This window comes from Mycobacterium szulgai (assembly GCF_002116635.1).
In the GTDB taxonomy this organism is placed as follows: domain Bacteria; phylum Actinomycetota; class Actinomycetes; order Mycobacteriales; family Mycobacteriaceae; genus Mycobacterium; species Mycobacterium szulgai.
This window is the reverse complement of the sequence record NZ_LQPW01000031.1, coordinates 132,362-146,618: the sequence shown is the minus strand read 5'-3', so window position 1 is coordinate 146,618 and position 14,257 is coordinate 132,362. Positions and strand designations below refer to the sequence as shown.

The following is a 14,257-nucleotide window of genomic DNA, read 5'->3' as shown; positions in this document are numbered from 1 at the left end:
GAGAGACGCTACAGCAGCCGATAGCACGCCCTGACCCGATCGATCCACCACTGCCGACGGTCCGGCGGCGCGGCCAGCGTCTGCACCCGCGCGGGATCGGGTGCCACCGGCCCGACCGGCAGGCTGCCGCCGACGGGCACCACGGCCGGGACGACGTCTTCGACGAACAACCGGCCGGTGCCCAGGCCACACGCGTGGTGGAGTTCCGGCAGGGCCGCGGCGGCGGTGAGCCCGGCGCTGATGCCGACGGCCGAGTCGAGTGCACTGGAGACCACCACCGGGATGTCGATCTGCGCCGCGATGCCCAGCAGCGCACCAACCCCGCCCAGCGGCGCCACTTTCAGCACCGCTATATCGGCGGCCCCGGCACGCACGACGGCCAACGGGTCGTCGGCCTTGCGGATGCTTTCGTCCGCAGCGATCGGCACGTCGATCCGCCGCCGGAGTTCGGCGAGTTCGCCGACGGTGGCGCAGGGCTGTTCGAGGTACTCGAGCGGGCCGTCGGCGGTCAAAGCGACGGCGGCCTGCACTGCCTCGTCCAGGTCCCAGCCCCCATTCGCGTCCACCCGTACGGTCTGCACGTGTGCGCGCACGGCGTTGACGCGGTCGACGTCGTCGGCCAGAGTCTGCCCAGGCTCGGCGACTTTGACCTTGGCGGTGCGGGCTCCGGGAAATCGGGCGAGCACCTCAGGTACCTGGGCGGCGCTCACGGCGGGGACCGTGGCGTTGACCGGGATGCGGTCGCGCCGCAGCGGCGGTGGCTGGGTGTAGGCGGCCTCGATGCCTGAGGCGAGCCAGTGCGCGGCTTCTGCGGGCTCATACTCCTCGAACGCACCGAACTCGCCCCAGCCGGCCGGGCCCTGGATCAACGCGACTTCGCGGGTGGTGATGCCGCGGAAGCGCACCCGCATCGGCAGTGCCACGACGTGCAGCCGGTCCAGTAGCTCGGCCAGCGGGGGGCGTGTCATTGCCGGTAAACCTGGCGCCCTGCCAAGAAGGTCGCGCGAATCTCCAGATCGGCGATCTCCTCGGGCGGCACCGCCCGCGGATCGGCCGACAGCACCACCAGGTCCGCGTACTTGCCGACCTCAAGCGAGCCGACCACGTCGTCGGCGAACAACTGCCAGGCCGCATCGATGGTCTGCGCGCGAATGGCCTGTTCGACGGTCAAGCGCTCTTCCGGTGCGAGCACGCGCCCGCTCGGGGCCATACGCGTCGCGGCCACGCTGATGTTGCGCAGCGGCTCTTCGGGGGTGACCGGCGGATCGTTGTGCAGCGAGATCCGCATACCGGCGGCCACCGCGGACCCGGCCGGCATCCAGCGCGACCCACGCTCTTCGCCGAATAACCCGTCGACGATCACATCACCCCAGTAGTGGATCTGGTCGACGAAGATGCTGCAGGTGACTCCGAGTTCGACGGCACGCTTGAGTTGGTCGGGCCGAATCGCACCGACGTGTTCGAGCCGCAGCCGGTGGTCGTCGCGCGGATTGTCTTGCAGCGCTTGCTCGTACACGTCGAGAATGGTGTCGACGCCGGCATCGCCCTGCACGTGACAGGCGATCGGCCAGCCCAATGGGAAGTAGGCGCCCACGATTTCGGTCAGCTGTTCGCGGGTGTAGTTGGCGCAGCCGCAGGAGCCGGGCGTGATACCGGCGGCGCGGGTGGCCGTGGTGTCCAGATAAGGAAACGACAGTGCGATGTTGCCGATCCATGGCGAGCCGTCTACCCAGATCTTGATGCCGACCTGGCGCAGCATGTCATCGCCCTGGCCGGGGGTGGCGTCGGTGGACATCTGCGCATTGGAGATCTCGTAGGTGCGCAGCCGAACCGTCAGCTCCTCGTGCAGCTGGTCCACAATCGAACGGAACGCGGGATCGAAAGCCATCTCCGAACAGGTCGTCAGCCCGGCACGGTTGAGCCGGGCGCACTCTTCGCGCAGCATCCCCGGGTAGTCGCTGGGCTCGATGGCGGCGGCCAGCAGTGGGAACACCGCGCCGATCTCCTCGGCGGTGCCGTCGAGATTCCCGTCGGCGTCGCGGCCGTAGCTGGCACCCTTGGGGTTGGGAGTGTCCCTGGTCAGGCCGTTGAGCCGGGCGGCGTGGCTGTTGAAGTAGGCCTTGTGCCCGGAGTTGTGGATGATCACCAACGGCCCGTCGGGCGCGATGTCGTCGAGCCAGGCCAGCGTCGGCTCGGGCAGCCCGGACTGCAGCAGCGCGTCCCACCCGTTGAGATAGGCACCCGCCGGCCCGCGGCGAGCAGCCTCCCGCCGGATCACGTCGACGACCTTGTCGGGGTTGCGGACGGTGACGGGACGGATGTCGACGATCCGATCCGACAGCGCGACGGCCTCCATCAGCGGATGCCCGTGCGCCTCAACGAAACCCGGCATGACGCAGCCCGATCCCAGGTCGATGGTCCGGGTGCCGGGGCCGACGTATGCGGCGACGTCGGAGCGGTCGCCGACGGCGATGATCCGCCCGTCGGCGATCGCGATCGCCTCGGCTGTTGGCCGCGCATCATCGACGGTCAGGACGGTTCCGGTGATGACGAGATCAGCATTAGCCATGGCCAGGCATCCTAGTGGCGATCGCGAGGGCGGCGGAGCCGGACGAAGCGGGTCGCCACAATTCAGGCACGTGGCGATCGCGAGGGCGGCGGAGCCGGACGAAGCGGGTCGCCACAATTCGAGGGCACGTGGCTTGGGGTGGTCAAGGGGGTTGCTGACGCAAACTGCAACACGTTCTAGTCTTGGGCTATGAGTGACGAGCTGCTGCGCAACCCGACCCACAACGGACACCTGCTGGTGGGCGCGCTCAAACGCCACAAGAACAAGCCGGTGCTGTTCCTGGGCGATACCACCTTGACGGGAGGTCAGCTGGCCGAGCGGATCAGCCAATACATCCAGGCCTTCGAGGCACTGGGCGCCGGCACGGGGGTCGCGGTCGGCCTGCTGTCACTCAACCGTCCCGAGGTGCTGATGATCATCGGCGCGGGCCAGGCGCGGGGTTATCGGCGCACCGCCCTGCACCCGCTTGGCTCGCTGGACGACCATGCCTATGTGCTTTCCGACGCCGGTATCAGCTCGCTGATCATCGACCCCAACCCGATGTTCGTCGAGCGGGCGCTGGGGCTGCTGGAGAAGGTGGACTCGCTCAAGCAGATCCTGACCATCGGGCCGGTGCCGGATGCTTTGAAAGACGTGGCGATTGATCTGTCCGCCGAGGCGGCCAAATACCAGCCGCAGCCGCTGGTGGCCGCCGATCTGCCGCCGAACCAGGTGATCGGCCTGACCTACACCGGCGGCACCACCGGAAAACCCAAGGGGGTGATGGGTACCGCCCAGTCGATTTCGACCATGACCTCGATCCAGCTCGCCGAATGGGAATGGCCGGCCAACCCGCGGTTCCTGATGTGTACCCCGCTCTCGCATGCCGGCGCGGCGTTCTTCACTCCCACCCTGATCAAGGGCGGCGAGATGATCGTGCTGGCCAAGTTCGACCCAGGCGAGGTATTGAGAATCATTGAGGAGCAACGCATTACGGCTACCATGCTGGTGCCGTCGATGCTGTACGCCTTAATGGACCACCCGGATTCGCATACCCGCGACCTGTCGTCGCTGGAGACGGTGTACTACGGCGCTTCGGCGATCAACCCGGTGCGCCTGGCCGAGGCGATCCGGCGATTCGGCCCGATCTTCGCCCAGTACTACGGGCAGTCCGAGGCGCCGATGGTGATCACCTATCTGCCCAAGGCAGATCACGACGAGAAGCGGCTGACGTCGTGCGGGCGCCCGACGCTGTTCGCGCGGGTGGCGCTGCTCGGTGAGGACGGCAAACCGGTGCCGCAGGGCGAGCCGGGCGAAATCTGTGTCAGCGGGCCGCTTTTGGCCGGCGGCTACTGGAATTTGCCGGAAGCCACTGCCGACACATTCAAGGACGGCTGGCTGCACACCGGGGACATGGCCCGTGAGGACGAGGACGGTTTCTACTACATCGTCGACCGGGTCAAGGACATGATCGTTACCGGCGGTTTCAACGTGTTCCCGCGCGAGGTCGAGGACGTCGTCGCCGAGCACGCTGCGGTTGCCCAGGTGTGTGTGGTCGGCGCGCCGGACGAGAAGTGGGGCGAGGCCGTCACGGCCGTGGTGGTCTTGCGTGCCGATGCCGCGCGCGACGACGCCGCCGTCGCCGCGATGACCGCCGAGATCCAGGCCGCGGTCAAGGACCGCAAGGGCTCCGTGCAGTCACCCAAGCGGGTGGTGGTGGTCGACTCGCTGCCGTTGACCGGACTGGGCAAGCCGGACAAGAAAGCAGTGCGCGCGCGGTTCTGGGAAGGCGCCGGCCGCGCCGTGGGCTGACCTGGCGCCGAACGTGACGCTGCAGTCACGTACGCGGCCCAGCGTAACTGTGGCGTCACGCTCGGCGGCGATGACTACTGTGGCTGGTATGAGCGAGCGCATCAAACCGCCCTGGTGGCTCAAGCCGGCCAACAAGGTGTTCATCCAGATGTCGAAGCTGGGTATGAGTTTCGGCGGCGAAAGCCCGGTGGTGCTGACGGTCCCAGGGCGCAAATCCGGAACCCCGCGGTCGACGCCGGTGACACCGATGACGGTGGCCGGCAAGCGGTATGTCGTTGGCGGCTTTCCGGGCGCCGACTGGGTGCAGAACGTAAGGGCCGCAGGCGAAGTCACGCTGACCCGCGGCCGTTCCAAGGAGCGCGTCAAAATGGTTGAGATGTCCGCCGAGCAAGCCAGGCCGCTGCTGCGGGCCTTTCCGACCGAGGTACCCACCGGCGTCGGTTTCATGAAGCGATCCGGACTCGTCGAGGAGGGACGGCCCGACGAGTTCGAGGCGCTGGCCGGGCGCTGCGCCGTCTTCCGGTTCGATCCGATCTAGCCCATGCTGCGTCGCTTTCTGTTCGCCGTGCCGCTATTGGCGATCGGCATCACTGCGCCAACCGCATCAGCGGCACCGGGTTGCCCGCCGGGCGGATCACCTCCGCCGCCGGGCGCCGTCCAACGCCAGATCGGGGACGTCGACGGCGACGGACTGCCGGATGCGTTGTGGATCGGCAGCTTCGCAGCGGCCAGCGGCGCCATGACCCGAGTCGTCGGCGTCAGCACCGCAAGCGGAGCCAACGCCGATGCCGAGATCTCATCGGCAAGCCCAATTCCATTGCGCGCTTTGGCAATTGATGCCCAGGACAACGGCGAATACCAGGTCATTGTCAGCGACGGCCGCAGCGCGCAGCTCTACGTGTTCGCCGGCTGCCGGCTGCAGACCGTCGTCGACAGCCACTACGGCAGGCCGTTCCTGTTCGACCTGCAGAACCGGGCCGGCAACGGCACCGGAATCGGGTGTAGCGATCTGGGCGACGGCCGCCACTTGGTCGGCCTGCAAGCGCTGCCGGTAAGCACCGACCGGTGGACGATCCGCCGCACCGAGATCGACCTGGACGGAAACCGGGCGAGCATCGGGCGGTCGGATACCCTGACCGCAACTTCGGCGCAAGACCCGGCGGTGACATCGGCACAGACGATCAGCTGCGGCAATCTCACCATCGACCAGGATGGAGTTCAACAGCCTTGAGCGACAACCCCTTTGACGCCAAACAGTGGCAAGATGTCGACGGGTTCGGTGATCTGACCGACATCACCTACCACCGTCACATCCAGGACGCCACAGTGCGGGTGGCGTTCGACCGTCCCGAGGTGCGCAACGCGTTTCGGCCGCACACCGTCGACGAGCTGTACCGGGTACTCGATCACGCGCGGATGTCCCCCGACGTCGGCGTGGTGCTGTTGACCGGCAACGGACCATCCCCGAAAGACGGCGGCTGGGCCTTCTGCTCCGGCGGCGATCAGCGCATCCGCGGGCGCAGCGGTTATCAGTACGCCTCCGGCGAGACCGCGGACACCGTTGACATCGCGCGCGCCGGCCGGTTGCACATCCTCGAGGTGCAGCGGCTGATCCGGTTCATGCCCAAGGTGGTCATCTGCCTGGTCAATGGCTGGGCCGCCGGCGGTGGGCACAGCCTGCACGTGGTTTGCGACCTCACCCTGGCCAGCCGCGAGCACGCGCGGTTCAAGCAAACCGACGCCGACGTCGGCAGCTTCGACGGTGGTTACGGCAGTGCATATCTGGCCCGCCAGGTCGGCCAGAAGTTCGCCCGCGAGATCTTCTTCCTCGGCCGCGCGTACACCGCCGAACAGATGCACCACATGGGTGCGGTCAACGAAGTCGTCGACCACGCCCAGCTGGAAACGGTCGGCATCCAGTGGGCGTCCGAGATCAACGCCAAATCGCCTCAGGCGCAACGGATGCTGAAGTTCGCGTTCAATCTGCTCGATGACGGGCTGGTGGGCCAGCAACTGTTCGCCGGCGAGGCCACCCGGCTTGCCTACATGACCGACGAGGCCGTCGAGGGCCGCGACGCGTTCCTGCAGAAGCGTCCGCCGGACTGGAGCCCGTTCCCGCGGTACTTCTAGGACCCGCGCCTAGACTCCCCACGTGAGCAAGAGTCCGCTGCGCCGGCTGGCCGAACACATCACCCTCGCCGGCATGCGGCCACCGGCCGCGCCGCAGCTGTTCTTCAACCGGCCCGCGATCAAACCAATCGACCTGGACGGCAAGCGCGTGATGCTGACGGGTGCGTCGTCGGGCATCGGCGAGGCGGCGGCCGAACAATTCGCGAGGCGGGGTGCCACGGTGGTTGCCGTCGCACGTCGTCAGGACTTGCTGGATGACCTGGCCGACCGGATCACAACCTCTGGCGGCGTGGCCATGTCGGTCCCCTGCGACCTCTCGGACATGGACGCCATCGATGCCGTCGTCGCCGACGTCGAGAAGCGGATCGGCGGCATCGACATTCTGATCAACAACGCCGGCCGGTCCATCCGCCGGCCGTTGGCCGAATCGCTGCAGCGCTGGCACGACGTCGAGCGGACCATGGTGCTCAACTACTACGCGCCGCTGCGGCTGATCCGCGGCCTGGCCCCCGGGATGCTGCAGCGCGGCGACGGCCACATCATCAACGTCGCAACCTGGGGCGTGCTTTCGGAATCGTCGCCGCTGTTCTCCGTCTACAACGCTTCGAAGGCCGCGCTGTCAGCGGTGAGCCGGATCGTCGAAACCGAATGGGGACGAAAAGGCGTGCACTCGACCACCCTGTACTACCCGCTGGTGGCCACGCCGATGATCGAGCCGACAAAGGAATACCGGGGCCTGCCCGCACTGACACCACGCGAGGCCGGCGAATGGATGGTCACTGCCGCACGCACCCGGCCGGTGCGAATAGCGCCGCGAATCGCGCTGGCGATGAAGGCGATGAACACCGTCGGCCCGCGCTGGGTCGACACCCTGATGGGAAGGCGGATCAACGATGACTGACATCTGGACCACCATCGCCGCCGAGCGCAAAGCGCTCGCCGACGACCTCACCGATCTGACGCCCGGGCAGTGGGACGTGCAGTCGCTGTGCGCCGGCTGGACGGTCCGCGATGTCGTCGCCCACTTGTCGGCGACCGCCGCACTCAATCCGCCAAAGTTCTTCGGCGGGATGCTCAAGGCGGGATTCAACTTCGACAAGTTCGCCAACGGCCAGCTGGCCAAACACCGGGGCCCTGACCCGGCAGCCACGCTCGGTGAGTTCCGCAGCCTGCAGGATTCCACCTCGGCACCGCCGGGGCCCAAGGTCTCCTGGCTCGGCGAGGTGGTGATCCACGGCGCCGACATCCGTCGCCCGCTGGGCATCCCGCACTCATACCCGACTGACGCCGTCCGTCAGGTGATCGACTTCTACAAGGGCTCGAATTTGCTCAGTGGCGCCAAGAAGCGGGTGGCCGGACTGGCGCTGCACGCGACCGATGACGACTGGCAGCACGGGCATGGTGAGCTGGTCGAGGGACCTCTGCTGTCGTTGCTGCTGGCCATGACCGGGCGGGGCGCCGCCTGCGGGGACCTCCGCGGACCCGGCGTGCCGACCCTGCGTAACCGCTGCGCGTGATAGACACGACAACATGGAGATCCTGGCCAGCCGCATGCTGCTTCGGCCGGCAGACTATGAACGATCACTGAGCTTCTACCGAGATGAGATCGGGCTGGCCATCGCCCGTGAATATGGAGCCGGCACAGTGTTTTTCGCCGGCCAGTCGCTGCTCGAACTGGCCGGCTTCGGCGAACCCGACCACTCCCGGGGACCGTTTCCCGGTGCGCTGTGGCTACAGGTCCGCGACCTCGAGGCCACCCAGGCCGAGTTGCGCAGCCGCGGGGTGCCGATTGCCCGCGAAGCGCGCCGCGAATCGTGGGGTCTGCACGAAATGCACGTGACCGATCCGGACGGCGTCACACTGATTTTCATCGAGGTCCCCAGGGGCCATCCGCTGCGTCAGGACACCCGGCAGTGAACGCGGACGAACCCAAGGTGAACGAATAGGTAACATCTGGCGACGAGTCGCAGTACACCCGCATTTCGCCTAGTCGTTTGTTCGACAACGGAATACCCCTACCACCAGAATCAGGGCCTGTGAACATCGATTTGTTCCTCTTGATCATCGTCGTGATCACAGCATTGGCTTTCGACTTCACCAACGGGTTCCACGACACCGGCAACGCCATGGCGACTTCCATCGCCAGCGGCGCGCTGGCGCCCAAGGCGGCGGTGGTGCTGTCCGCGGCGCTGAACCTGCTCGGTGCGTTCCTGTCGACGGCCGTCGCGGCCACCATCGCCAAGGGCCTCATCGATGCCAACCTGGTGACCCTGGAACTGGTGTTCGCCGGCTTGGTCGGCGGCATTGTGTGGAATTTGCTGACCTGGCTGCTGGGGATCCCGTCAAGTTCGTCGCACGCGTTGATCGGCGGCATCGTCGGCGCCACCATCGCCGCCGTCGGCAGCCGCGGGGTGATCTGGCACGGCGTGGTGTCCAAGGTGATAATCCCGGCCATCATCGCCGCGCTGCTGGCCGTAGTCGTCGGGGCGGCGGCCACCTGGCTGGTGTACTGGATCACCCGCGGGGTCTCGGAAAACCGCACCGCCAACGGATTCCGGCGCGGCCAGATCGGCTCGGCGTCGCTGGTGTCACTGGCACACGGAACCAACGACGCACAGAAGACGATGGGCGTGATCTTCCTGGCGCTGATGTCCTACGGCGCGGTGAGCAAGACCGCCGTGATGCCCCCGCTGTGGGTCATCGTGAGTTGCGCCATCGCGATGGCGCTGGGCACCTACCTGGGCGGCTGGCGGATCATCCGAACCCTGGGCAAGGGGCTGGTGGAAATAAACCCACCGCAGGGCATGGCGGCCGAATCATCCTCGGCCGCAGTCATTCTGCTCTCGGCCCACTTCGGCTACGCATTGTCCACCACCCAGGTCTGCACCGGGTCGGTGCTGGGCAGCGGCCTGGGCAAGCCGGGCGGCGAGGTGCGCTGGGGCGTGGCCGGCCGGATGGCGACCGCGTGGCTGGTCACCCTTCCACTGGCCGGCCTGGTCGGGGCGCTCACCTACTGGATCGTGCACCTCATTGGCGGGTACCCCGGCGCAATCGTCGGCTTCTCGCTGTTGGTCGCGGTGTCTGCCACCATCTACCTGCGGTCGCGCAAGGTGAAGGTCGACCACAAGAATGTCAACGCCCAGTGGGAAGGCAACTTGACCGCGGGCCTCGAAGGGTCCGACGACGTCAAACCGCCGCCTGCGGGCCCTAATATCGGGGCCCCGGTGCCCCGATTCGATTCCGACGACGACACGGTTACCGCGGGGAACGCGTCATGAACAACTGGTTCAACTACGAAGCCACACTGAAGATCCTGATTTTCAGCCTGCTGGCCGGTGCGGCGCTGCCCGGTCTATTCGCGGTGGGAGTGCGTTTGCAGGCCGCCGGTGCCGGAGACATCACCACCAATGGCTCCGCGCCGCACCGCAACCCGGTTCTGACTGCGCTCGCCTGGCTGATCTACGCAGTGGTCCTCGCGGTGATCGTCATCGGCGTGCTCTACATCGCCCGCGACTTCATCGCGCATCACACAGGTTGGGCGTTCCTCGGAGCCAAACCGAAGTAGTCTCGTATCCGTGGCATAGGGTTTGACCACGGCCTCAACGGGAAGTTGTATCGCGTGAACAATTTTCTCACCTCGATCGTGTCGTGGCTGCGCGCGGGATACCCCGAAGGCGTGCCGCCAACCGACTCGTTCGCGGTGCTCGCCCTGCTAGCCCGCCGCTTGACCAACGACGAGGTTCAGGCGGTTGCCAACGAGTTGATGCAGCGCGGCGAGTTCGACCAGATCGACATCGGTGTGGTCATCACCCAATTCACCGACGATCTGCCATCGCCCGACGACATCGAGCGAGTGCGCAAGCGATTAGCCGCCAAGGGATGGCCGCTGGATAACATCCGCGACAGCGAGGACCACGCATAGCCGTCTTGCGCGCGCTGAGCGTTTCCCCGGGGTCGGCCACCTCGTCGCTGTTGCCCGCACTCGAGCGGGTTCTGCAAGGCCGCGACCCCGCGATGGTGGTAGTGCCCGAGCACGCTGCGCTGCCCGACCTGCGAGTGGGTGAAGTGATCGACGACGACGTAGCCCTGGTGGTGACGACGTCGGGAACCACGGGTGCACCCAAGGGTGCGTTGCTGACCGCTGCCGCACTTCGCGCCAGCGCGCACGCCACGCATGATCGTCTGGGCGGAGCGGGCAGCTGGCTGCTGGCCGTGCCGCCCTATCACATCGCGGGTCTGCAAGTGCTGGTGCGCAGCGTGCTGGCCGGCTCGGCGCCGGTCGCGCTGGACGTCTCCGGCGGCTTCGATATCACCGAATTACCTCGTGCGGTAAGCAAATTGGCTTCCGGACGGCGCTATACGTCGCTGGTCGCCACGCAGCTGGCCAAGGCGCTCACCGACCCCGCGGCGACGGCCGCCCTGGCCGAGCTGGACGCCGTGCTGATCGGTGGCGGACCGGCGCCGCGGCGGGTGCTGGACGCCGCCAACGCGGCCGGCATCACGGTGGTCCGCACCTACGGGATGAGCGAAACCGCGGGAGGGTGTGTCTACAACGGTGTTCCACTCGAGGGGGTGCGGCTGCGCCTCGAAGCCGACGGACGCATCGTGCTGGGCGGGGCGACCCTGGCCAAGGGCTATCGCAACGCGGTCGAGCCCGATCCGTTCGCCGAGCCGGGCTGGTTTTACACCGATGACATTGGCGCCGTCGATGATTCGGGGGTGCTGAGCGTGCTGGGCCGCACCGACGACGCGATCAGCACGGGCGGCCTGACCGTGCTGCCGCAGCTCGTCGAGGCCGCGCTGGGCGGCCATCCCGCGGTAAGCGACTGCGCTGTCTTCGGCGTGCCCGACGACCGGCTGGGCCAGCGGGTGGCCGCTGCGGTGGTGGTCAGCGACGGGTCACCGGCGCCGACACTGGACGCGCTGCGCGCACACCTGGCAGCCACCCTCGACCTCAGCGCGGCGCCGCGCGAACTGCATATCGTCGACGAGCTGCCGCGACGCGGGATCGGCAAGCTCGACCGGACGGCGCTGGTGCGCCGGTTCGCCGGACCCAGCCAATAGGCTGGTCTCTCGTGAGGATCGGTCGCCGGGAACTGTGGGCGCTTGTCGTCGGCGTCACCCTGGTGACGGCGGCAGTCGTCCTGCCCCGAATGAATTTTGGCGTCAAGCCGCGTTCGGACATCGGCTTGGAGCGGTTCGACTGGCATGCCGGGGCCGCACCGATCTTCGGCTACTGGGACGCTCACGTCGGCTGGGGCACGGTGCCCGCACTCCTGATCGGCTTAGCCGCGGTGGTGTGGGGTCCTGCTGTGGCACAACGGATTTCGTGGCGTGGGCTGACACTGGGAACCTGGGCCACGGCCTGCGCCTGGGCGTTTTCCCTGGCGATGATCGACGGCTGGCAGCGCGGCTTCGCCGGCCGGTTGACCACCAGCGACGAGTATCTACGGGAGGTCCCCGGCGTAACCGACATCCCAGCCACTTTGGGGACGTTCGCCAGCCGCATCGTCGACTTCCAGCCCAATTCCTGGGTCACGCACGTCTCCGGGCATCCGCCGGGCGCACTGCTGACGTTCGTGTGGCTGGATCGGCTGGGGCTGCACGGTGGCGCCTGGGCCGGCTTGTGGTGTCTGCTGGTCGGTTCGAGTGCGACAGCGGCCGTGCTGATTGCCACGCGGGCGCTGGCCGATGAGCAGCTTGCCCGGCGCGCCGCACCCTTCGTGGCGGTGGCGCCGACGGCGATCTGGGTCGCGGTCTCGGCCGACGGGTACTACGCGGGTGTCGCGGCGTGGGGCATCGCGTTGCTGGCGGTGGCCGTGCACCGGCCGGCTAGCTTCCCGGCACTGATAGCTGCCGCGGCGGGCTTACTGCTGGGCTGGGGAGTGTTCGTCAACTACGGCCTGATGCTGATGGGATTGCCCGCCTTGGCGGTGCTGCTTTCCGCTGCCGACTGGCGGGCCGCGCTGCGGGTCCTGGGTCCGGCCGTGCTGGCCGCGCTGGCGGTCGCGGTGGCCTTCGCGGTTGCCGGGTTTTACTGGTTCGATGGGTATACCCTTGTGCAGCAACGATATTGGCAGGGAGTGGCCAAGGACCGCCCGTTCCAGTATTGGGGTTGGGCGAATCTGGCATGCGCGGTGTGCGCTGTCGGCCTGGGCAGCGTCGCAGGTGTCGGCCGACTATTCGACCGGGCGGCCATTCGCGACCGGTCCGGCTTCTACCTGCTGCTGCTGGCCATGGTTGCCGCCATCGTGTGCGCCGACCTGAGCATGCTGAGCAAGGCCGAGACCGAACGCATCTGGCTGCCGTTCACCATCTGGCTGACCGCGGCGCCGGCATTGCTGCCGCCCCGGTGGCACCGAATTGCCCTGACCCTCAACGCCGGCGGAGCCTTGGTGCTCAACAGCATCATCTTCACGAACTGGTAGGCGGGTATGGCAGAACAGGCTCCGTTGGCGCGTCGGCTCGGTACCACCGATGCGGTGGTGATCGGGCTTGGCTCGATGATTGGCGCCGGAGTGTTCTCGGCGTTCGGTCCGGCAGCCCGCGCGGCAGGTTTCGGTCTGTTGATCGGATTGGTGCTGGCCGCCGCGATCGCATACTGCAACGCCTCCGCGTCGGCCCAGCTGGCCGCGGTGTATCCCACTTCGGGTGGCACCTACATCTACGGACGGGAACGCCTGGGCCCGTGGTGGGGGTTTCTGGCCGGCTGGGGATTCGTGATCGGCAAGACGGCCTCGTGTGCGGCGATGGCGCTGACGGTGGCCGCCTATACCCTCGGCGCGTCGGGGACACCGGCGTGGGCCCAGCGAGCGCTCGGCGTCGCCGTCGTCATCGCTTTAGCCGCACTGAATTACCGCGGCATCACCAAGACTGCGATGCTGGCCCGAATACTGGTGGCCTGCACGGTGATTGCGCTGGCGGCGGTGGTGATCGGGATTTTCCTCGGGTTGGCCACAGCTCATCCCGGGCAGTCGCATTCGCTGACCGGAGCATGGTCGGGGTTCACCGTGTACGGGGTGCTGCAGTCAGCCGGTCTGCTGTTTTTCGCGTTCGCCGGTTACGCACGAATCGCGACCATGGGTGAAGAGGTCCGTGATCCGGCGCGCACCATCCCGAAAGCGATCAAGCTCGCGCTGGCCATCGCGGTGGGCATCTATCTCGTCGTCGGGGTGGCGGCATTGCTGGCCGCAGGCCCGGACCGGCTGGCCCATGCCGCCGCGCCACTGACCGAGGCGGTGCGCGCCGCCGGCGTGGCATGGCTGATACCCGTCGTAGCGGTCGGTGGCGTGCTGGCCAGTGTCGGCGCACTGCTGGCCCTGATCGCCGGTCTGGGCCGCACGGTGCTGGCGATGGCGCGTCATCGCGATCTTCCCGCCTGGCTGGCCGCCGTCCATCCGCGCTACCAGGTACCCCACCATGCCGAAATAGCCGTTGCGGCCGTGGTCTGTGTGCTGGTGGCCACCGTGGACCTGCGCGGGGTGATCGGTTTCTCGTCGTTCGGGGTGTTGATCTACTACGCGATCGCCAACGCCGCCGCGTACACCCTGCCCGCGCAGCCTCGCGGCTCGCGGATCAGGGACGTCTGCGGAGTTGCCGGTTGCCTGATCCTGGTCGCCACGTTGCCGTGGCAATCGGTGGTAGTCGGGCTGGGAGTGTTTGCTTTCGGGGTCGGCGGGCGCGCTATTGCCGTGCGCGCATCGAGCGTGAACTGACGGCTTCGGGTGTGCACGCATGGCGGGGATCCGGCGCTTACACCGCCCTGGA

At 67.5% G+C, this 14,257-nt stretch carries 15 protein-coding genes; 13 read left to right on the top strand and 2 right to left on the bottom strand.

Annotated elements, in window-relative coordinates; all coding sequences use genetic code 11:
• Positions 1-8 precede the first annotated feature (8 nt).
• Together AWC27_RS07805 and AWC27_RS07800 are read right to left on the bottom strand one after the other, a co-directional pair.
• Positions 9-968, bottom strand: coding sequence for an o-succinylbenzoate synthase (locus AWC27_RS07805; RefSeq protein ID WP_085669952.1), 960 nt, complete (start codon positions 966-968; stop codon positions 9-11).
• Positions 965-2,569 (bottom strand): amidohydrolase, encoded by a 1,605-nt coding sequence (locus AWC27_RS07800; protein WP_085669951.1) that lies wholly within the window; start codon positions 2,567-2,569, stop codon positions 965-967. Before AWC27_RS07800 ends, AWC27_RS07805 begins: the two co-directional genes overlap by 4 nt.
• Positions 2,570-2,758: 189 nt before the next feature.
• Between AWC27_RS07800 and fadD8 the strand changes: the two genes are divergently transcribed.
• From fadD8 to AWC27_RS07735, 13 genes are all read left to right on the top strand, one after another.
• Entirely contained in the window at positions 2,759-4,360 is a 1,602-nt protein-coding gene (gene fadD8 / locus AWC27_RS07795) for a fatty-acid--CoA ligase FadD8 (RefSeq protein ID WP_085669950.1), read from the top strand.
• Between the two features lie 88 nt (positions 4,361-4,448).
• Positions 4,449-4,898, top strand: a complete 450-nt coding sequence (locus AWC27_RS07790; RefSeq protein ID WP_139836828.1) for a nitroreductase family deazaflavin-dependent oxidoreductase — start codon at positions 4,449-4,451, stop codon at positions 4,896-4,898.
• A gap of 3 nt (positions 4,899-4,901) precedes the next feature.
• Positions 4,902-5,591, top strand: a complete 690-nt coding sequence (locus AWC27_RS07785) for a hypothetical protein (RefSeq protein WP_085669948.1) — start codon at positions 4,902-4,904, stop codon at positions 5,589-5,591.
• Positions 5,588-6,490, top strand: coding sequence for a 1,4-dihydroxy-2-naphthoyl-CoA synthase (locus AWC27_RS07780; RefSeq protein WP_085669947.1), 903 nt, complete (start codon positions 5,588-5,590; stop codon positions 6,488-6,490). Before AWC27_RS07785 ends, AWC27_RS07780 begins: the two co-directional genes overlap by 4 nt.
• 22 nt (positions 6,491-6,512) lie before the next feature.
• Entirely contained in the window at positions 6,513-7,391 is an 879-nt protein-coding gene (locus tag AWC27_RS07775; RefSeq protein WP_085669946.1) for an SDR family oxidoreductase, read from the top strand.
• Positions 7,384-8,007, top strand: a complete 624-nt coding sequence (locus AWC27_RS07770; RefSeq protein WP_085669945.1) for a maleylpyruvate isomerase family mycothiol-dependent enzyme — start codon at positions 7,384-7,386, stop codon at positions 8,005-8,007. The genes AWC27_RS07775 and AWC27_RS07770 overlap by 8 nt, the downstream gene beginning before the upstream one ends.
• 13 nt (positions 8,008-8,020) lie before the next feature.
• Positions 8,021-8,407, top strand: coding sequence for a VOC family protein (locus AWC27_RS07765; RefSeq protein WP_085669944.1), 387 nt, complete (start codon positions 8,021-8,023; stop codon positions 8,405-8,407).
• Positions 8,408-8,526: 119 nt separating this feature from the next.
• On the top strand, positions 8,527-9,768 hold the full coding sequence (locus AWC27_RS07760; RefSeq protein WP_085669943.1) for an inorganic phosphate transporter: 1,242 nt from the start codon (positions 8,527-8,529) through the stop codon (positions 9,766-9,768).
• On the top strand, positions 9,765-10,055 hold the full coding sequence (locus AWC27_RS07755) for a hypothetical protein (protein ID WP_085669942.1): 291 nt from the start codon (positions 9,765-9,767) through the stop codon (positions 10,053-10,055). The genes AWC27_RS07760 and AWC27_RS07755 overlap by 4 nt, the downstream gene beginning before the upstream one ends.
• 54 nt (positions 10,056-10,109) lie before the next feature.
• The gene (locus AWC27_RS07750; protein ID WP_083115681.1) at positions 10,110-10,412 is read left to right on the top strand and encodes a DUF3349 domain-containing protein; all 303 of its coding nucleotides are present in this window, start codon (positions 10,110-10,112) and stop codon (positions 10,410-10,412) included.
• Between the two features lie 92 nt (positions 10,413-10,504).
• The gene (gene menE / locus AWC27_RS07745; protein ID WP_245846934.1) at positions 10,505-11,554 is read left to right on the top strand and encodes an o-succinylbenzoate--CoA ligase; all 1,050 of its coding nucleotides are present in this window, start codon (positions 10,505-10,507) and stop codon (positions 11,552-11,554) included.
• 11 nt (positions 11,555-11,565) lie between these two features.
• Positions 11,566-12,918 carry a hypothetical protein gene (locus AWC27_RS07740; RefSeq protein ID WP_085669940.1) on the top strand — a complete coding sequence of 451 codons (1,353 nt, stop codon included), beginning with the start codon at positions 11,566-11,568 and terminating at the stop codon, positions 12,916-12,918.
• Between the two features lie 6 nt (positions 12,919-12,924).
• Positions 12,925-14,205, top strand: a complete 1,281-nt coding sequence (locus tag AWC27_RS07735) for an APC family permease (protein ID WP_085669939.1) — start codon at positions 12,925-12,927, stop codon at positions 14,203-14,205.
• The last annotated feature ends 52 nt before the right edge of the window (positions 14,206-14,257 follow it).

Bases quoted from the DNA above. Each gene is read 5' to 3' on its own strand.
- AWC27_RS07805 (WP_085669952.1), bottom strand. From the start codon at position 968: ATGACACGCCCCCCGCTGGCCGAGCTACTGGACCGGCTGCACGTCGTG.
- AWC27_RS07800 (WP_085669951.1), bottom strand. From the start codon at position 2,569: ATGGCTAATGCTGATCTCGTCATCACCGGAACCGTCCTGACCGTCGAT.
- fadD8 (WP_085669950.1), top strand. From the start codon at position 2,759: ATGAGTGACGAGCTGCTGCGCAACCCGACCCACAACGGACACCTGCTG.
- AWC27_RS07790 (WP_139836828.1), top strand. From the start codon at position 4,449: ATGAGCGAGCGCATCAAACCGCCCTGGTGGCTCAAGCCGGCCAACAAG.
- AWC27_RS07785 (WP_085669948.1), top strand. From the start codon at position 4,902: ATGCTGCGTCGCTTTCTGTTCGCCGTGCCGCTATTGGCGATCGGCATC.
- AWC27_RS07770 (WP_085669945.1), top strand. From the start codon at position 7,384: ATGACTGACATCTGGACCACCATCGCCGCCGAGCGCAAAGCGCTCGCC.
- AWC27_RS07765 (WP_085669944.1), top strand. From the start codon at position 8,021: ATGGAGATCCTGGCCAGCCGCATGCTGCTTCGGCCGGCAGACTATGAA.
- AWC27_RS07755 (WP_085669942.1), top strand. From the start codon at position 9,765: ATGAACAACTGGTTCAACTACGAAGCCACACTGAAGATCCTGATTTTC.
- menE (WP_245846934.1), top strand. From the start codon at position 10,505: ATGGTGGTAGTGCCCGAGCACGCTGCGCTGCCCGACCTGCGAGTGGGT.
- AWC27_RS07735 (WP_085669939.1), top strand. From the start codon at position 12,925: ATGGCAGAACAGGCTCCGTTGGCGCGTCGGCTCGGTACCACCGATGCG.